This is a genomic window from Paenibacillus sp. 01L418 (assembly GCF_056400045.1).
Window position 1 is genome coordinate 14,106 of the sequence record NZ_JBFTSN010000039.1, and the last position, 19,319, is coordinate 33,424.

Here is a 19,319-nt window from a genome sequence, read left to right on the forward strand (position 1 = left end):
AGCAGGAGGAATTGCAATGATAAGTGAAGAGCAATTGGATCAATATCGCGTAAGCGGTGAGACGATAAGAGTTGTAAGAGATGCAATCGAAGCAAATGATGTTAAAGGTATCGTTGTAGCATGGGACGAGTCCTCTGTCGTTATTCGCAGACCAAATCGCCGAGTAGTGAAGCTAAGCCGTACATATAGCTACACACCAGCATCCGAGGATCGGCTTAATCTTTTTCCTGATGAGAATTAGCAATCGCATGAATGGCATCAAGCGCTTCTTTGCCGGTTCCGAGCTTGTATCCCTCTGACATGTAACGGATTCGTCCTACATTATCCAAAACAAACAGGATGGGAAACTGTTCCATCCTCTTCGGCACGATCAAGGGCTGAAAGAGGTTAAGGCCAGTGTATGACTGGTCAAGGTGGAAAGAAGCGTTTCGGGGCAAGGCAGCATCTTGTTCTAATGAGAAGGATGCGGTCAGCTTATCTTCACCCGCTGTCAATATGACTTGGCCATTCCATGCCTCAAATGCAGGAGCCAGCTCTCGAAGCTCTCTCAGCAGATGTTTTGAAGGCTCACGGTCTGGCTCGATCCAAGCGATGACTGCGCCGCGAGGCTGAACGGCTGCCTTCATGCTAATCTGTGGATAGAATAACTCCTTATCCATGGCATCAGGGGAGAGTGAGGCTAGAATTGGAATTTCCATATCCTTGCTGCGGAAGCTCAATGTCAATTTTGTTGTAGCTGATGGAGAAATGTCGAAATAAGCAAGCCGGACCTTTAAAGTACCATTTGGAAGTCTTGTTCCGGTTATTAGCCGATATTGTCCGCATACCAATTCGATTGGCGCGTCGAATACGTCCTTTTTACCAAAGGGGAGCATCTGTGTGTGATACATGCCCTTCGTAAATCGCGCAATCGTGAAGTTATTGAAATAGGCGGCTTCTTCTACATCTGCTGCTATGTCTTTGATGAAATGAACAAAACCTAGTGCTGGCGGTGAGGTGCCCTCCGAACAAAAGTCAGTCCAATGGCTTGGCATAAAGTATTGCGGCCTTAAATCAGTTGGTTCAAGGCGAGCTGGTATTCCTATGCTTCTTGCTGTTGCGATTAGAAGAATGTGGAAGCAAAGCCGATCGCCTTTTTGTAATTCAAAGCTGCCTAGCGGCGTGGCAGAGCCGTTATAATGATTCATGCCTTCGATAATATCAAATTCACCCGCAAGTCGTTCGTACATGGCCTCAGGTTGACCGCGATACAGCTCCTTTTCTGCCTCAGAGTAATGCTCTTGGAAACGATGCTTGTAGGGTGCAATCATCTCATAATGTATACGCGGACAAAGTAGATACTTGCTGGTAAAAGATTTATCTAAATCGGTATCCTGACTTTCAATCAGCGGCAAAGAACCAAGTAGATGATCATCTAACGAGATTTGAAACGTATCTGTCAAATCCTTTTCATGAAGTGATTCCAGCAGCAAAAGCGGCCATTCTCCATATAAATGGGATTGATTTTGTAAAAAAGCATAAATCTCATGGCTGTTGCCTCTAGCTTTTTGAAGGACGTTCCACACCCGATCTCCATTTAGGGAGAGCTGATCAGCTAGCTGAGAAGACTGCTCCAAGCTAACAAATGTTGCTTCATATGCAGCACGAATTTGGGAACCCTCTTGAATTCGCTCACTATTTTTCTGCTTCTCCTGCTCAGTGGCGGCTGAAGTCAGCTTGCTGTCCACAGATGGCGGGGGGATCATCTCAATATCTGAAATGCCGCCTCGAACTTCCTCTTTGCTCATAACCATTGTAAATTCGTTCGCATCTCCCGTATGGATAAGTATAGAGCCCCAGCCTTCTTCGCCAACAGCGTGTATATATAAGCTGCCAAGTCCAGTTGTAAGGGTAACTTGCCCGGCTTGATCTGTCGTCTTTGTCACAATAGTAGAAAACTCGGCGTAATTATACAGCTGGAAGTGTACCTTAGCACTAGATGGGGAACCAGCTTGATTAAGTACTTTGATCGTAATGGTCTTGTTTACGGCATAGTTGTCTAGTAAATTAATTTCGGTATACCAAGGATGCTGCAGCGTAATTTCCTCGGGGCCTGCATAGTTGGAAGGAACTCTCGTATTAACGAGCATAGCTCTTTGGGCAGGAGCGCTAAACCAGCCTTGGTCTAGCCTTGCTTCTGGCTCGCAAGCACCGAGAAAATGCCAACGACCGTCAGCCCAAGCTTCAACCCAAGCATGATTGGAATCACAATGGGCCCAGCGTGGTGTATAGCACTGCCTTGCAGGAATTCCGATGCTGCGGAGTGCAGCAACTGCAAGTGTGGACTGCTCTCCGCAGCGTCCGAGAGTGGTACGGATAATGGTTAAAGGAGATACGGTGCGCTGGTCGTTTCCTATGTAGGTAGCTTTTTCATGGCACCAGTAGTTAGTCTCCAAAATGGCATCTTCCATGGACAGTCCTCGAACGCGCTCGAACAATTCATTAAACAACAAGCTTCGAATATCCTCGATGTTCTCGTTATTGACCCGATATGGGAGAACAAAGTGGTAAAATAAATGATCGGACACCGTGCTGCCCCATGGCACTTTATTCCGAATAGCAAGGGAAGCCTGTACATGGCTAAGAAAAAGTTCACCATTATAATCAGCTAAGTCATTAAGAGGCATGTAGGCATATAAAAATTGCAGCGCAAACTGCTCATCCGCGCTTAAGGGCTGCTGAAAAACGCTGAATAGCTGCTCTTCACGCAAGCTGGCTAGGCTCCTTTTGTAGGCGAATTTTTCTAGAACCTGTGTTGTCCAGTCTGAATTCATAATTATGATCATTCCTCTCCTAAATACTGCAGGTATACTCGAATGAAGTTGGTATATTTAATTTGCATTATAAAGAATTGATTTGGTATAATCAATACAAGAAATGCATTACGGATAGACTGGAAGTGAATGAGCATGCAGTCCGATAACAAACCTTTGTATATGGTCATTCTTGAGGATCTCAAGGAAAAGATAAAATCGGGAGAATATTTGCCTGATCAACAACTTCCAACAGAAGTGGAATTGGCGGAGAAGTCAGGGGTTAGCCGCATTACATCGAAGCGCGCATTAATCGAGCTGGAACGGGAAGGCCTAATATACAGGAAGCGCGGAAGCGGGAGCTTCGTCAAAAAACAAGAGATTTATATCGAATCCGATACAGGCACCTCAAATGCCAATCGGATTATTTCAATGATTCTTCCTTATATGGCGACACATGAATCGGACTATATAACCGGAGCATCGGACTATTTGGACGATAAAGGTTATTATTTAAGCATTCATAACAGCAATTGGAGCAGGGACAAAGAGAAGGAGCTGCTCGTTCGAATTCCTAAAAACGGTTCAAGCGGCATCATATTGTATCCCATCAGCACCATTAGCAATATCGATTTAATCAATGCTATTTATTGGAACGACTACCCGATTGTGACGATTGATCAGTACTTTGAAGGCATTCCGATTACGAGCGTTACTTCAAATAACTTTGAAGGCGGTTATGAAATCGCGAAGCAGCTGCTTGAGTTTGGCCATGAGCGAATTGCTTTTGTTTCCAGCATCAGCATCGAATTTCGCAGTTCGGTGCGCGACCGGTATCAAGGCTACTGCAATGCGCTGAAGGATTACAAAATTCCGATTGATCCTGACTTAATCGTTTCGGATTTCTATAGACAAGTAGATGAAACAAATAGCAAAACCTTCTATAAATCAATGATTGCTTCGCTGATTCAGGCTGGAGTAACAGCGATTCAAGTTGAGCATGATCACCTTGCCGTCGATCTTCTTAAAAACGCGATTGAAATGGGATTGCAAGTTCCAGGACAGCTTTCAATTGCCGGCTTCGACGATCATATCATTGCGCAGCATGTAGAGGTTCCGCTTACGACCGTAGCCCAAGATTATAACGAAATAGGCCGTAAAGCGGCTGAATTAATCGTTAATCGAATTGAACGAGCTGATTTTTCACCGCAAAAATTACAGGTTCCCGTTCGTGTGGTAGAAAGAGAGTCCATTGGCATGCAGACGGTAGATGATCAAGCCTCGGTCAAATCGGTATAGGCAATCTATTGTTCTGCGTCATTCATTTTAGTGTAAAAAGCTGGCCATAATGGCCAGCTTTTTTATTTGGTATAATCAATAATGTATTTTACTATATTAAGTATATTCATTGTTTACAAAAAATAGTATTGCGATTATAATAACTTTTGTAAGCAGGCTAAAAGGTATATCTAATTACATAGCCAAATCGGTTTGTAATTAAAGTGATACACCTTGAGAACGAACCGATTGTACAAAAATGGATATATCGGTTATTTTTGCTTGCGAAGAATGTAAGCGCTTTATAACTGGTTTTATTATGCCGTTAAGGAGGGCTGTTCGGTATTTCTGTCTAGAGCTTGGTTAAAGCGTTTCGTAATCATGTCTTTTTAAAATTTCAATCCAATATGAATGATGGGGGATTTTAAATGAAAAAGCTAAAATTACGCTCGTTTGCAGTCATTGCATTAATACTCATGGTTTCAATTGTAGGATGCTCCGGAAAAAATGGTGCTAACAGCAATCAAGGGAAAGAAACGAATGCAGTTTCTCCGACAAATGCTGAACCAACAACAGAAGCGACTGTGGCGCCGGAAGAGAACAAATACGATTTAAAAGGTCAGACGATTAAAATCGGCGTTTGGTACGACGGAGCAGATCCAAGATTAGTAGAAGAAAAAGGTCCCGCAGAAGAAGCACAAATCAAATTGATTGAAGATGCGGAGAAAAAATATAACGGCAAAATTGAATTTGTAAAGTTCGGCGACTATGGAAAGTATATTGAAAATTTCACGACGACCTCTCTCTCAGGCACACCGTTTGCGGATATCGTTCGGATCGAGCTTTTCTGGGCGTTTCCACAGCTTGTGAACAAACAGTTCATTCAGCCAGTTGATGAATTTTTGGATTTGAATGATCCGAAATATATTAGCTGGATGAAGGTTGGAGGAAGTTATGACGGCAAGCAATACGGGATGACGGATTCAGCTCCTTCTCCGTACGGCATGTTTTATAACAAAACGCTCGTTCAGAAGCTTGGCCTAGAGGATCCATACGAGCTTCAACAAAAAGGCGAATGGACATGGGATAAATTCCGTGAATTTGCAAAAACAGCAACGAAGGATACAGACGGCGATGGAAAAACAGATGTATTTGGCGTAACCGGGGCTTACGGTAAAGTTAAAGCATTTGCAGAGCAAATGGTCTACACGAACAACGGGGCTCTGGACAAGGATGCAAGTGGAGAATACAAATTCGCTATGAATAGTGAAAATGCGATTGAGTCCTTGCAGTTCATTTCTGATCTCTACAACACAGATAAATCGATCATGCAGCCGGTTCCTGAGGATGCAGCGAAAGAATTCATCGCTGGCAAAGGCGTTATCTATGCAGGATTCAGCTGGGAGCTTGGCACGTTTGTCGATAGTATGAAGGATCAACAACTTGGTTATGTTTTCTTCCCGAAAGGCCCTAAGGCTGATCGCTATGTTTCCTACACACCGTTTGGCAATATGTTCATGGTAGCTAAATATTCGAAAAATGCTGAGGTTGCTGTGAAAATTCTTGATGAGATTAGTCTTCATGAAGAGGGCAGAAAGCTAGCCAATGAGTCATGGGAAACTTCTTACCCAAGTAAAGAGTCGCTCGATACTCGGAAACAGATGGCCGACAACATTGAGTATATCTCCTACTATGGCATTCCAGATGGCGAGAAGCTCTTTGAAGGTGTCGTCAAAGAAATTACAGAAGGCAAAGTATCGCCGTCCACTGCAGTTGACAAAATCAAACCGCAGTTTGAAGCGAACATGAACAAATTGCTTCAAGACAACAAATAAAATTTTGTCAAAAACTCTCGGCAGGCTCCTATTTTAATAGAGAGCCTGCTAGGGAGGAGGGGGAAACGATGCGGCGACCAAGCGTTAAAGTCATTTCGTTATTGCTTCTGTCACTAGCTGTTTGTGTCTCCTTGTTTTTTCAGGAGTCCGCACTAAATGGCACGGTTACTGCTGAAGGAACATCGGCAAGCAATCGGAATACCCATTCGACGGCTTTAGATGCGCCATATGAAAAGGGTGGTTATGACGAATACTTGTCTAAATATGATCCTATTCAACTGGCTGCTAACGATACGATTGTAATCGAAGGGGAGAGCTACAGCGAAGTTAAGGGAATGGAAGTTTCTATCGTTGAGAATAGAGCGGGCAACGAGGGGCAAGCGGTTCTCACGGAAGATTCAGGTGCGATTTCCTGGGCATTCGAGGTTAAGCAAGAAGGACTATACAATCTCGGTATACATTTTTATAGCGAGCCGGGCAAGGATTCAGATATTGAAAGGGAGCTGTTAGTGGATGGGGAATCGCCATTTAATGAAGCTAGAAGCATAACCTTCAATCGAATATGGAAAAACGAGAAGCAAAGCTTCGATCGCGATGCAAGGGGAAATGATCTGCTGCCTAACCAAATCGAAGAGTATATGTGGCAGGAAAGCTTAATTAAAGATAACACGGGCTTTTATGAAGAGCCTTTTTTATTTTATTTCTCGAGAGGCCAGCATACACTGACGCTGACTTCGGTTAAAGAGCCGCTCGTCATCGATTGGTTGAAGCTGTCTGCACCGGAAATTGCTCCTACATATGCAGAGGTTGCCAGCAAGTATAAAGAAGATGGGCTAAAGCAGGCTGCAGACGTTTCGATCAAGCTTCAAGCAGAGCAAGCTTTATACAAATCTACGCCAAGCTTGCTGCCTTATAATGATCGTTCTTCTCCCGCGGTCGAACCTTACCATGTATCAAAGCTTCGCAATAATGCAATGGGTGGATGGGCATGGAGAATGCCGGGACAATGGATTGAATGGGAAATTGAAGTAGAGCAAGAAGGGCTCTATCAAATCGCTTTGAAAAACCGTCAAAACTATTTGAATGGCATGTCTGCGCTGCGCTCCATTTATATAGATGGGAAGCTGCCCTTTAAGGAGTTGAAAGAGGTTCAGTTTCCATATAACCATTCTTGGCAAATGAATGTTTTGGGAACGAGCAAAGATGAGCCTTATTTATTCCATCTCACTAAAGGCAAGCATCGGTTGCGGATGGAAGTGACTTTGGGCGAGCTGGCGCCAATTCTGCGATCGGTGGAAACGAGCATTCTTGAGCTAAATGCCATGTATCGCCAAATCATCAGCTATACAGGTACCGTTCCGGATACCTTTCGTGATTACAATCTGGAACAGCGCATCCCTGAAATGATTGAAGTGTTTGAGAAACAAAGCGAGCTGCTCTATAGCATTGCGAGCAGTATGGAAGGACCATCCGAGAGTGGAAATGACCGTACAGCGATTATTAATAGACTAGCGTATCAGCTTAAGGACATGGCGGGCCGCCCGGAATCCGTGCCATCACGGATCGAAGCATTTAAGACGAATGTTGGCGCGCTTGGCTCATGGATGCTTACGATCAATGAACAGCCGCTTGCTTTGGATTATTTGATCGTTAGCTCGCCAGAAGCAAAGCTGCCGAAGCCCGAAGCAACCAGATGGGCAAAGATGTTAACAGGGATCAAATCGTTCGCAGCATCCTTTAGTGAAAACTACGATGATTTCTCGGATGAAGAAGAGACGAAGCAAAGCGTTACTGTATGGGTAACATCGGCTCGTGACCAAGCACAAGTCATTAAACGATTGATAGATGATCGTTTTACGAGTACGACGGGCATACATGTGAATTTAAAACTCGTAAGCGCGGATGTGCTTCTACCGTCAACCGTCTCGGGGAAAGGGCCGGATGTTGCTTTGCAGGTTGGCAACGACTTGCCGATGAATTACGCGAGCCGCAGCGCTCTTCAGGATTTATCTGCGTTTCCAGATTATCCGGAAGTACAGCAGCAGTTTCTAGCAAGCGCCATGGTGCCTTATGAATATAAAGGAAGCTATTACGCATTGCCTGAGCAGCAAACGTTTCCGATGATGTTTTTCCGAAAAGATATATTGGAGGATGAGCTGCATTTGAAAGTGCCGGAAACGTGGCAGGATGTCTATGATATGCTGCCTACGCTCCAGAAGCATAACTTGCAGTTTGGTTTACCACAAAAACCGCTTGATTCCATTGGCAATGAGCTTGCAACGACGAATATTATGACGCTTCCGCCCAATCCTGCATTTGCGATGTTTCTGCTTCAGCAAGGCGGCCAGTTTTATAAGGACGGTGGTAAATCGAGTGATTTGGATTCAGAGACATCGATTTCGGAGTTCAAGAAGTGGACCGATTTTTATGTCAATTATAAAATTCCAATCGCAGCTGATTTCGCAAACCGCTTCCGAACAGGCGAAATGCCAATCGGTATCGTCGATTATACGATGTATAACAAGCTGACTGTTTTTGCACCTGAGATCAAAGGGCTGTGGTCATTTGCGCCTGTTCCAGGCGTTGCTGCTGCCGATGGTTCCTTCCACCGCGAGGTAGGCAGCGGAGGCTCGGCATCGATTATGTTCAAGCAAGCGAAAAACAAAGAAGAGGCGTGGACCTTCTTGAAATGGTGGACAGGCAAAGACACGCAGGTTGCTTTTGGTAGACAAATGGAAATTCGAATGGGTGCTGCTGCTAGATACCCAACGGCAAATATGGAAGCGTTAGCTTCACTTCCTTGGCCAACGAAGGATTTTCAAATGCTGCAGGAGCAAATGAAATGGGTTAAGGGCATACCAGAGGTTCCGGGTGGATATTTGACAGGCAGAAATATCGATAATGCATTCCGCCGTGTTGTCGTTCAAGGAGAAGATCCGCGTGAAACGATGGACAAATATGTAAGGGCGATGAATGAGGAAATTACATTAAAGCGCAAGGAATTTAATCTTCCTTATTAGAAACGAGGGGCTTAAATGAAACAGCAGTTAGCAGCCCGCCCCGTAACAAGGGGGAAAGGCGATTCACGTATTCTAGCTCACGGGAAAGAGCTGAAGCCAAAATTAACGCGCATGTTTGTTGAAATGAAAAAAAGTAAACACGCTTATGTGCTGCTGGCACCATACTTTATTATTTTCTGCACATTTACTGTACTCCCTGTGCTATTATCGCTGCTGCTTAGCTTTACGAATTTTAATTTTCTTGAGAAGCCTAGGTGGATTGGCTGGCAAAACTATTCAAGATTACTCGTTCAAGACGATATTTTTCTGATTGCGGTAAAAAACACGTTTTTGTTCGCGGCCATTACGGGGCCGATTAGTTACTTGGCATGCTTCTTATTTGCATGGCTTATTAACGAACTAAGGCCGAAGATAAGAGCTTTTCTTACGCTCGTCTTGTATGCGCCATCGATTGCGGGCAATACCTATTTGATTTGGCAGCTATTGTTCGCAAGCGACTCTTATGGTTATGCGAACTCCTTTCTAATGAAGTGGGGCTTCATTATGGAGCCGATTCAGTGGCTGCAAGATACGAGGTATGTGCTGGGTATTCTCATTCTCGTTCAGCTATGGCTAAGTCTCGGCACATCCTTTCTAGCCTTTATCGCAGGGCTGCAAAATGTAGATCGCACCCTGTACGAAGCGGGAAGCATTGACGGCATTCGCAACCGCTGGCAGGAATTATGGTTCATAACACTGCCTGCTATGCGTCCACAGCTGATGTTTGGTGCGGTTATCCAAATTACGTTGGCGTTCTCCATCGCAGAGATCTCCATCTATATGATCGGTTTTCCAAGTGTGGATTACGCAGCACACACGATTGTTACCCATTTGGTTGATTACGGATCCATTCGGTATGAGATGGGTTATGCGTCGGCGATTGCCACGGTATTGTTCAGTATCATGCTCCTTACAAATCTCTTAACGCAGAAGCTGCTCGGAAAAGTGGGTGAGTAGAGGGATGAAACGATCTTTTAAAGTGTCAAAGAGGCTGAATCGTTCCTTGTCAGTCGATATACTGCTGTTTCTGCTGCTTGGYGGCGTCGCTTGTTTTATGGCATTGCCGCTTGTGTTTACGATCAGCAATGCATTTAAGCCGTTGGATGAAATTTTCTCCTTTCCTCCAAAGCTGTTCGTTCGAAATCCTACTTTCAAAAATTTCAGAGATTTGCTTGGTATATTCAGTGATTCATGGGTGCCCTTCTCAAGATACGTATTCAATACTTTTTTCATTGCTATCGTGGGCACCGTGGGGCATGTCATTTTTGCTTCGGCAGCGGCTTACCCTCTTGCCAAGCTTAAATTTCCGGGGAAACGAGTGTTGTTCTCGCTCGTTGTACTCTCCCTTATGTTTACCGCCTACGTTACACAAGTGCCGAACTACATGATCATATCGTGGCTTGGTCTGATTAATACGTATTGGGCGATCTTGCTGCCTGCTTTCGGCATGACTCTAGGATTGTATCTCATGAAGCAATTCATGGAGCAAATCCCGGATGCTCTGCTAGAAGCAGCCAAAATTGACGGAGCGAGTGAATACCGAATTTATTGGCAAATTATTATGCCGATCGTTAAGCCAGCTTGGCTGACGTTAATCATTTTCTCATTGCAAAGCTTATGGACAAATGGTTCAGTAACGAGCCACAAGTATATTTACAGCGAGCAATTAAAAACGGTAGATTACGTTTTTGGCCAAATCGCAAGCGGAGGACTTGTTAGAACAGGACCGGTAGCTGCAGTAACACTGCTGATGATGCTTGTGCCAATCACCGTATTTATCGTAACGCAGAGCAATATTATTCAAACCATGTCTACATCAGGCTTGAAGGAATAACAGGAGGGAAGCAACGGATGAAGAGAATCATCGCCGCGTTATTTATCGCATCGCTCATGATCGGTGCGGCCGCTCCTGTTGCAGAAGCCGCAATAGATACCTATCAGTATTCCTATTGGGGAGATGCTGTGCCCTCGCCGAATGCATACAAAATGGAGCAAGTCATTTACGGTGACAACTGGAGCAGTGGACGTCTTGCTTCGCCAATGGATATGTTCGTTGGCAAGGATGAGCGAATATACATTGCGGATACGGGCAATAACCGAATCATTATATTGAACAAGGAATTTCAAGAAGAACTGGTCATTTCCAAATTTGATAATGAAGGAAAAGAAGATGCGCTGAATAAGCCGGAGGGGGTATTTGGCACAAACGATGGTCTCATCTATGTGGCAGATACACTCAACCGAAGACTTGTCGTATTTGATACTGCGGGTAAGTTCATACGAGCAATAGGCGAGCCTAAATCAACGCTGCTGCGGCCAGGGTTTCAGTACGCGCCAATTAAGGTAGCCGTTGATAAAGCGAAGCGAATATTAGTCGTTAGCCGCGGGTCTTACGAAGGAATGATGGAGTTTGACGATGAAGGGCAGTTTATCGGCTTTATTGGAACGAACCGCGTAAAGTTCAGCCCGATTGATCTGTTCTGGAAACGGATATCGACCAAAGCACAGAGACAGCAAATGGAGCAGTTCATACCGCTTGAATTTAACAATCTCGATCTTGACGAGGACGGGTTCATCTACACCTCAACCTCAGAAGAGGATTCGAACCGGCCGATCAAACGGCTGAATCCATCGGGAGCTGATATTTTGCGGAGCAAGGGTTATTTTCCGCCCAAGGGTGATATTGGCACTTTGAAGACGGGGACCAACCCGGGCAGCTCCATATTCATCGATGTGGCTGCGGATCAAGCTGGCATGTATTCCGCGCTTGATTCTAAGCGGGGACGGATATTTACTTACGACAAGGATGGAAATCTGCTGTACGTGTTTGGAGGGTTAGGAAGCAAGCAGGAGAATTTCCGTACCCCCTCTGCCATTGAAATTATGGATGATCAAATACTTGTGCTAGATAAAGATAACGGACGATTGACCGCATTTGAGCCAACCCGCTATGGCAGCTTGATTAGGGAAGCCGTTATTTCGCTTTATCATGGCAAAACAGAGCAATCCACAGCCGCTTGGGAGAAGGTGCTTCAGCTAAACGGAAATGTGGAGGTGGCCTATTTAGGCATCGGCAAATCTCTGCTCAAAAAAGGCGAATACCATGAGGCGATGTCTTATTTCAAGCTTGGGAACAACAGAGAGTATTACTCCGAAGCCTTTAAGGGTTATCGAAAAAGCATCGTGCTGGCGCATTTTGGCACTATTGTTTTCGTTGTTGCACTAGCTGTTGTACTTGGTTTTGCACTCATGAAGTGGAATCGGAGAAAGGTGAATGGCCAGCACTTTCAGGAGTTCGGCAYTATCAAAAATCCTTTCTACACGATGATGCATCCCTTTAATGGCTTCTGGGAAATGAAATACGAGCAGAAGGGCAGGCTCAAGCTCGCTTTAGGCATTGTGTTTCTGCTTGTCATCTTCACCATTATTAAGCGGCAATACAGCGGCTTCGTCGTCAATTTCAACAACCCAAGCCAATTGAACAGCTTGAACGAATTAACTTTTATCGTATTGCCTTTTGTTCTGTGGTGTGTTGCGAACTGGTCCTTAACGACCTTGATGGATGGTGAAGGTAAATTCAAGGAAATTGTGATGGCGACAGCTTATGCGATGATGCCATTGGTTATCATTTATTTGCCTCAAACGCTGTACAGCAATTTAATTACAGGCAGCGAAAGCTCGTTCTATTATTTGCTTGATGGGGTTGCCCTGATCTGGTCAGCGTGGCTGCTGTTCACAGGTACGATGACGGTGCATCAATATTCAGCTGGGAAAACGGTTATGACGATGCTGCTTACACTCGTTGTCATCGGAATTATTGTTTTTATCGGGGTATTATTATTCAGCATGCTCCAGCAGATGATCAGCTTCGCCATTTCTGTCTATAAGGAATTATCGTTCAGATTGTAGTGTGCGGGAAGGAGAGATGGTCGTGACAGGTAAGAGGAAGATGTCCAGCATCCTGTTCGCGGCACTGCTTGCGAGCGTTGTTGCTGCAAGTGCGGCAGGCTGCAGCAAGAAGGAAGAAGCTGGAGCGCAGATAAACCTCGGCACAAAAGAAGCCGAGGCCGTCTCTGATCAGCAGGAAGACCGGGTGATTGGAGCAGGACGTAAATCAACTGCGGTCAACACGGATAAGGAGCTGCAAGCGTTGTCGGCGATGGAATTAGTGAAAGAAAATGACGCGCTTCAGCTCTATATCAACCGTGAAACAGCAGAAATTGCCCTAAAGGACAAACGCGACAGCTACGTCTGGTTTTCAAACCCGGTTGAGAGAAGCGAGGATCAGAAAGCTTCGCCTTTGTACCATTCAGAGCTATCCTCACAGGTGCTGCTTACTTACTACAATGAAAAAGGGCAGGTCAATGCTTTCAACAGCTATGATGATAGCGTCGCAAAGCAGCAATTTGAAATAACGGACGAAGAGAACGGGATCAAAGTCGTTTATCGAATAGGCAATATTGCCAAAGGTTTCGCTAATATTCCAAAGGTAATAAGCAAAAAAAGATTTCAAGAGCAAATCTTGGATCAGATTGCCGATGAAGAGCTGAGGAAAAGTGTTGAATACAAATTCAGCTTCGATGAGGCAAAACAAATTTATGTCGTCCGCAAGCTGCAGGATTACGTAGCGGAGGAAATCTCTGCGACACTCGAAGCTGCGGGCTACACAGCAGAGGATGCGCAGCAGGATAACGAAGAGAACGGCGCAGCCGACGCTGCATCAGCCGCAAGGGCAGAATTTACGATTCCAATTCAGTATACGCTGGATAATGAGCAGCTTGTTGTAACGATTCCGGGTAAGGAGCTGCAATTCAATGCGGAATATCCAATTGCCAGCGTACAGGTGCTTAAACATTTTGGCGCTGCTGGTGTGAAGGAATCGGGATACTTGTTCGTGCCTGACGGCGCAGGCGCTCTAATTGAGCTGAACAGCGGAAAGCACCAAGCGGAACCCTACAATTTGCCTGTGTACGGCAATGACGGTACGTACAATGTGAAAGAGAAAATACAGACGAATGAGATGACAAGGCTGCCGGTATTTGGGCTTAAGCGATCCGACCATGCTTTATTTGGAATCATTGAAAATGGTGATGCGATGGCAAGCATCACAGCAGATGTAAGCGGACGAAATGACTCCTATAATACCGTTGGCAGCAAGTTTCAAATTTCATCAATGGACTTTTACACGCTTACGTCGGGGACAAAAACAAGCTCTGTGCCGATGTTCCAAAAGAAAAGGTATGACGGCGACTTATCCATAAGATATTCCTTCCTTAGCGGTGAAACCTCCGATTATGTAGGAATGGCTGCTGAATATCGCAATTACTTAATCAATAAATTCAATATACAAAAGCTGGATAAAGTCGAGGATTCGCCGTTTGTGATGGAGCTGATAGGAGCATTCCGGGTAGATAAATCATTCCTCGGAATACCGTATGAAGCAACACAATCGCTAACCAGCTTTTCTGAAGCGAAAAACTTGCTGCAAGAGCTGATGGATACGGATATCGACCATATCGATTTACGTTATGTCGGGTGGTTTAATGATGGTATTCGGCACAGCTCGCCAGCAAGTATCAAAGTCGTGAATAAGCTGGGAGGCAAAGAAGGGCTTCGTGAGCTAGCTGATTTTGCACAGAAAAACGGGATCGGCTTCTACCCGGATACAGCCTTTTTGGAAAAATACAAAGGTTCCAGCGGATCGGCTACATGGCTTGATCGCGGAGAAGCAAAGGTTTATCAATATAATCCGGTTATGTACGATCAGGATACTTCAAAATTTTCCCACTATATCTTATCGCCTGCTGCGCTGCCGAAGCAAATAAACGGTTTTCTGGCGGATTACAATGCGCTCGGCCTGCACGGATTATCGCTAAGAGATATGGGAAATCAGGTCAATTCCGATTACAATCCGGATAAAACGATAACCCGTCAGGAAGCGCTGGAAATGATTAAGACACAGACGAATAAGCTGAGCCTTCAGGCGCAATCGATCATGGTGAATGGCGGCAACGCATACAGCTTGCCATATGCAGATGTAATCGTTAACGCACCGACCAAGAGCAGTCTGATGAATATTACAGATCAGGATATTCCGTTTTATCAAATTGCATTGCATGGCTATTATGATTTGGCTGGCTCACCTTACAACATGGATGATAAACAAAATCCTCGTTTATCGATGCTGAAGGCGCTGGAAACGGGCTCGAGCTTATATTATCAATGGTMCGCCAGTGACTCAACGAAAGTGAAGGACACCGACTACGATAACCTTTATGCTTTGAACTACAAAGATTGGCTTGATGAAGCGGTGCAGCTCTATAAGGAAGCAAATGGCGTATTGTCAAAGGTTCGGAATCAGGTCATTGTGAAGCATCGACAAATCGTGCCGGGCGTCGCGGAAACGACATTTCAGAACGGTTATGTCATTACGATCAACTACAATAATAAGGCGATAGCAGTAGAGGGCATGCAGCTTGCAGCTCAAAGTTATCAGGTAGGCGGTGAGGCAGATGTTCAATAAGCCATTGACCTTGGCGCAGAAAAAAGCATGGTGCGGCGTGCTGTTCGCCACGCCATTAATGCTGGGATTAGTCATGCTGTTTATCATGCCGCTCATTCAATCCTTACGTTTCAGCTTAAGCTCAATAAGTTTGGTTGAAGGCGGCTTCGCAGTAAAGTATGAGGGTTTCGCAAACTTTCGTCATCTATTTCTGACAAATGCAGATTTTCCACGCAGGCTGACTGAATCGGTTACAGATATGATCGTTAATGTGCCAATCATCATCGTATTCAGTCTCTTTGCAGCGGTGCTATTGAATCAGAAGTTCAGAGGAAGAGCGATGGCAAGGGCAGTCTTTTTTCTACCCGTCATTCTAGCATCTGCGGCTATAGCCAATATGGACATTAGCAGCTTTGTTGGAAGCTCTTCATCATCTAGCGGAAGCGGAAACCTTATGCAGAGCTTCGAGCTGAAAAAGATGATGATGGAGTCCGGCTTGGCGCCTGTATTCGTAAATTATATCTCGGATGCGGTTGACCGAATCTATGAAATTATTAGCTCCTCTGGCGTCCAAATTCTTATCTTTCTTGCGGGCTTGCAATCCATTTCTCCCTCACTGTACGAATCTGCAAGAATTGAGGGGGCAACGGGCTATGAGATTTTCTGGAAAGTTACATTCCCAATGATGACGCCGCTTATTCTGACGAATTTAATTTATTCCATTATTGATTCATTCAATAACAATTCGGTTAACGCACTTATTTCGGAAACGGCATTCAAAACGTTTGAGTTCGGGCAGAGCGCAGCGATGTCTTGGGTGTATTTTATCGTTGTCGCTATAGTACTCAGCCTATCAGCGGGCATCATTTCGAGAAAAGTGTTTTACTACGATTGAGAAGGAGGAGAGGCCATGAAGCTGCCGGCCATTCACGCGGAAAGGTTTCACCGCCACTATAATCCGGTCGAGAGATCGAAGCGATTGTTATGGACGTTGCTAAGGTCAGTACTCGTTTCTGGTTTTTGTTTTATTATATTATTTCCGCTATTTCTTCGTTTCTCGGTCGCATTCCGCAACAAAATTGATATCTATGATCCGACGGTGCTGTGGATTCCTAGAAACTTCACGTTGGACAATTTTAAAATTGCGATGGAAGCGACCCACTATTGGGCTACTCTACTGAATACGTTTTTGATATCGGCGGGAACGACTGCCATTCAACTCGCATCCTGTGCGCTAGCGGCATACGCTTTTGCAAAGTTGAAGTTTAAAGGCAGCGGCATCCTCTTTGGATTCGTTATATTCACCATTGTTGTACCGCCGCAGACGATTATGATTCCGCTATATTTAACGTACAGGTACTTTGATATGTTCGGTTTAGTAGGTTTGTTTTCGAAGAGGGACAGCTTTAATCTAATTGATACCTTTTGGCCTTTCCTAATTTCATCCGCTACGGGAATGGGGCTCAAAAACGGTCTATATATTTATATTTTTCGGCAATTTTTCCGAGGCATTCCGAAGGAGATTGAAGAAGCGGCCGTTGTTGACGGCTCAGGTGTTTTTAAAACCTTCTATAAGATCATGCTGCCGAATGCCGTTCCTGCTATCGTTACGGTTGTGCTGTTCTCCTTCGTATGGCAGTGGAATGACAGCTATTATGTCTCGTTGTTTCTCAGCAAAGTAAAAGTATTGTCAACGCAATTAGCAGACATGGGCTCTGTGCTTGGCAAAGAACCCGATCTTGTGTATCAATCCATGCTGCTGAATACAGGCGTTCTCCTGCTTATGCTCCCGCTTATCATCATGTACTTGTTCGTACAGCGCTATTTCGTAGAAAGTGTAGAGCGTACAGGCATCGTAGGCTAACGCAAGCAAAGTGAGCATTAATCGGCATTAGGCAAGAACGTGGAGCAGCGTCTTTGCTTTCATCCCAAACAGAGAATGGAGAAGGATACTTTGATATCATCTACTACTGTTCATATCATTTCACACACCCATTGGGACAGGGAATGGTACTTGCCATATGAGAAGCACCATGTTAGATTAATTGCGCTCATCGACCGTTTGCTTGAGACGCTGGAGCGAGATTCGGATTTCAAAAGCTTCCATCTTGATGGCCAGACGATTATATTAGAAGACTATTTGCAAATTCGTCCGGAAAAAAGAGCGCTGCTTGAGCAGTATGTTCGCGAAGGACGCATTCATATTGGACCGTGGTATATTTTGCAGGATGAATTTTTGACGAGCGGTGAAGCAAATGTACGCAATCTCGTTTATGGACACCGAGATGCTATGCAGTTCGGCAAAGTTGCAAAGGTGGGTTATTTTCCGGATTCGTTCGGGAACATTGGGCAAGCACCGCAGCTGATGCTGCAAGCAGGGATCGAGAATGCTGTGTTCGGACGCGGTGTGAAGCCAACTGGCTTTAATAATGAAGTTTCTCAAACGAAAGCCTACGAATCACCGTTCTCCGAGATGATTTGGGAGGCTCCTGACGGCTCAAGAGTGATCGGCATTCTGTTCGCCAATTGGTACAGCAACGGCAATGAAATTCCAACTGATCCTGAAGCTGCAGGTGCTTATTGGCAGCGTAAATTAAAGGATGTCGCCGAGTATGCTTCAACGCCCCACTGGCTCATGATGAATGGCTGCGATCATCAGCCGGTGCAGACGGATGTAGCACAAGCTATTGCGACAGCGCAGCAGCTATTTCCGGAATATCAATTTGTCCATTCGAATTTTGAAGATTATATTAGTGCGGTAACCGCATCACTTCCTGAGAAATTGTCCATCGTTAAGGGTGAACTAAGAAGCCAGCATACCGATGGCTGGTCGACGCTAGTTAATACTGCATCTTCGCGAATCTATCTTAAGCAAATGAACCAAACAGGTCAGACGCTGCTGGAGAAAGTGGCCGAACCGATAGCAGCCTTTGCTTATTTGACAGGCCATGCTTATCCTCATCATCTATTCACTTATGCTTGGAAAACACTGATGCAAAACCATCCGCATGACAGCATTTGCGGATGCAGTGTCGATGAAGTCCATGCAGAGATGGTGACCCGTTTCGCCAAAAGCAAGCATGTCGCCGAGAGCATAATCGAAGACAGCTTATCCGCAGTCGCTTCGAAGGTAGATACGAGCGGATTCGCTTCCTTTGGAGAGGTTGCCTCTACATTCGTTGTTGTAAATACAACGGGCTGGCTGCGTTCTGGTGTTGTTTCCACTGATGTTGAGATCGAGCGCATCTATTTCAATAGTGGAATAGATTTTTATACGATGAAGCAGCGACTGAAGGAAATTGATTTAGCAGGCCTACACCTCGTGGAGTCAGAGGGCAGCAAGGTCTCCAGCAGCATAGAAGATCTAGGCGTACAATTCGGATACGATTTGCCCGAGGATCAGTTCCGTCAGCCTTATTTTGCTAGAAAAGTACGTATTCAATTTGAGGCGCACGGTGTACCAGCACTTGGCTACAGAACCTATGCGCTGATTAGAAATGACTACTCTAAACAGCTTCAAGCTGAAGAAGGCTCTCTAATTAGAAATGAACGAGAGATGGGCAATGATTATTTGACCGTAACGATCGCTGATGACGGTTCCTTGACTATTGTTGATCATCGTTCGAATGAAGTGCTACGTAATCAGTGTATATATGAAGATACAGGAGACATCGGTAATGAGTATATGTACCGCCAGCCAAACGGTGACGTCCCGCTGACAACGAGAGGTCTTCAAGCCGAAATACGCATAACGGAAGATACACCTTTTCAAGCCAGCTTTGAAATTACGCACCAGTTGTTAATCCCGAAGTCGGCAGAAGAGCTGTTGCAGCAGGAGAGAGAAGAGCTGATT

At 45.0% G+C, this 19,319-nt stretch carries 12 protein-coding genes; 11 read left to right on the forward strand and 1 reads right to left on the reverse strand.

What is annotated here, in order from left to right:
• Positions 1 to 16 precede the first annotated feature (16 nt).
• Entirely contained in the window at positions 17 to 241 is a 225-nt protein-coding gene (locus AC1DSE_RS08220) for a hypothetical protein (RefSeq protein WP_076270045.1), read from the forward strand.
• Here AC1DSE_RS08220 and AC1DSE_RS08225 read toward each other — a convergent pair.
• A complete protein-coding gene (locus tag AC1DSE_RS08225) occupies positions 216 to 2,825 on the reverse strand; it encodes a transglutaminase-like domain-containing protein (protein ID WP_477511195.1) in 2,610 nt (869 codons plus the stop codon). The genes AC1DSE_RS08220 and AC1DSE_RS08225 overlap by 26 nt on opposite strands.
• Positions 2,826 to 2,948: 123 nt before the next feature.
• Here AC1DSE_RS08225 and AC1DSE_RS08230 point away from each other — a divergent pair, with 123 nt between their 5' ends.
• The 10 genes from AC1DSE_RS08230 to AC1DSE_RS08275 form a co-directional block, all read left to right on the forward strand.
• The gene (locus tag AC1DSE_RS08230) at positions 2,949 to 4,091 is read left to right on the forward strand and encodes a GntR family transcriptional regulator (protein WP_430061718.1); all 1,143 of its coding nucleotides are present in this window, start codon (positions 2,949 to 2,951) and stop codon (positions 4,089 to 4,091) included.
• Between the two features lie 407 nt (positions 4,092 to 4,498).
• On the forward strand, positions 4,499 to 5,905 hold the full coding sequence (locus tag AC1DSE_RS08235) for an ABC transporter substrate-binding protein (protein ID WP_076270042.1): 1,407 nt from the start codon (positions 4,499 to 4,501) through the stop codon (positions 5,903 to 5,905).
• 68 nt (positions 5,906 to 5,973) lie between these two features.
• A complete protein-coding gene (locus tag AC1DSE_RS08240; RefSeq protein WP_477511194.1) occupies positions 5,974 to 8,925 on the forward strand; it encodes an extracellular solute-binding protein in 2,952 nt (983 codons plus the stop codon).
• A 111-nt stretch (positions 8,926 to 9,036) separates the two neighbouring features.
• On the forward strand, positions 9,037 to 9,921 hold the full coding sequence (locus AC1DSE_RS08245; RefSeq protein WP_256711010.1) for a carbohydrate ABC transporter permease: 885 nt from the start codon (positions 9,037 to 9,039) through the stop codon (positions 9,919 to 9,921).
• Positions 9,922 to 9,925: 4 nt separating this feature from the next.
• Positions 9,926 to 10,798 carry a carbohydrate ABC transporter permease gene (locus AC1DSE_RS08250; protein ID WP_076270040.1) on the forward strand — a complete coding sequence of 291 codons (873 nt, stop codon included), beginning with the start codon at positions 9,926 to 9,928 and terminating at the stop codon, positions 10,796 to 10,798.
• Positions 10,799 to 10,815: 17 nt separating this feature from the next.
• Positions 10,816 to 12,873, forward strand: a complete 2,058-nt coding sequence (locus tag AC1DSE_RS08255; RefSeq protein ID WP_477527574.1) for a YIP1 family protein — start codon at positions 10,816 to 10,818, stop codon at positions 12,871 to 12,873.
• A 22-nt stretch (positions 12,874 to 12,895) separates the two neighbouring features.
• Positions 12,896 to 15,487 (forward strand): DUF5696 domain-containing protein, encoded by a 2,592-nt coding sequence (locus AC1DSE_RS08260; RefSeq protein WP_477527575.1) that lies wholly within the window; start codon positions 12,896 to 12,898, stop codon positions 15,485 to 15,487.
• Positions 15,477 to 16,361 carry a carbohydrate ABC transporter permease gene (locus tag AC1DSE_RS08265; protein WP_076270038.1) on the forward strand — a complete coding sequence of 295 codons (885 nt, stop codon included), beginning with the start codon at positions 15,477 to 15,479 and terminating at the stop codon, positions 16,359 to 16,361. Before AC1DSE_RS08260 ends, AC1DSE_RS08265 begins: the two co-directional genes overlap by 11 nt.
• 15 nt (positions 16,362 to 16,376) lie before the next feature.
• The gene (locus tag AC1DSE_RS08270; protein WP_076270037.1) at positions 16,377 to 17,330 is read left to right on the forward strand and encodes a carbohydrate ABC transporter permease; all 954 of its coding nucleotides are present in this window, start codon (positions 16,377 to 16,379) and stop codon (positions 17,328 to 17,330) included.
• Between the two features lie 90 nt (positions 17,331 to 17,420).
• The coding region (locus AC1DSE_RS08275) for a glycoside hydrolase family 38 N-terminal domain-containing protein (RefSeq protein WP_477527576.1) at positions 17,421 to 19,319 on the forward strand (1,899 nt) is incomplete at its 3' end.

Excerpts from the sequence above, each read along its gene's own strand:
- AC1DSE_RS08220 (WP_076270045.1), top strand. The coding sequence starts at position 17 with ATGATAAGTGAAGAGCAATTGGATCAATATCGCGTAAGCGGTGAGACG.
- AC1DSE_RS08225 (WP_477511195.1), bottom strand. The coding sequence starts at position 2,825 with ATGATCATAATTATGAATTCAGACTGGACAACACAGGTTCTAGAAAAA.
- AC1DSE_RS08230 (WP_430061718.1), top strand. The coding sequence starts at position 2,949 with ATGCAGTCCGATAACAAACCTTTGTATATGGTCATTCTTGAGGATCTC.
- AC1DSE_RS08235 (WP_076270042.1), top strand. The coding sequence starts at position 4,499 with ATGAAAAAGCTAAAATTACGCTCGTTTGCAGTCATTGCATTAATACTC.
- AC1DSE_RS08240 (WP_477511194.1), top strand. The coding sequence starts at position 5,974 with ATGCGGCGACCAAGCGTTAAAGTCATTTCGTTATTGCTTCTGTCACTA.
- AC1DSE_RS08245 (WP_256711010.1), top strand. The coding sequence starts at position 9,037 with ATGTTTGTTGAAATGAAAAAAAGTAAACACGCTTATGTGCTGCTGGCA.
- AC1DSE_RS08265 (WP_076270038.1), top strand. The coding sequence starts at position 15,477 with ATGTTCAATAAGCCATTGACCTTGGCGCAGAAAAAAGCATGGTGCGGC.
- AC1DSE_RS08270 (WP_076270037.1), top strand. The coding sequence starts at position 16,377 with ATGAAGCTGCCGGCCATTCACGCGGAAAGGTTTCACCGCCACTATAAT.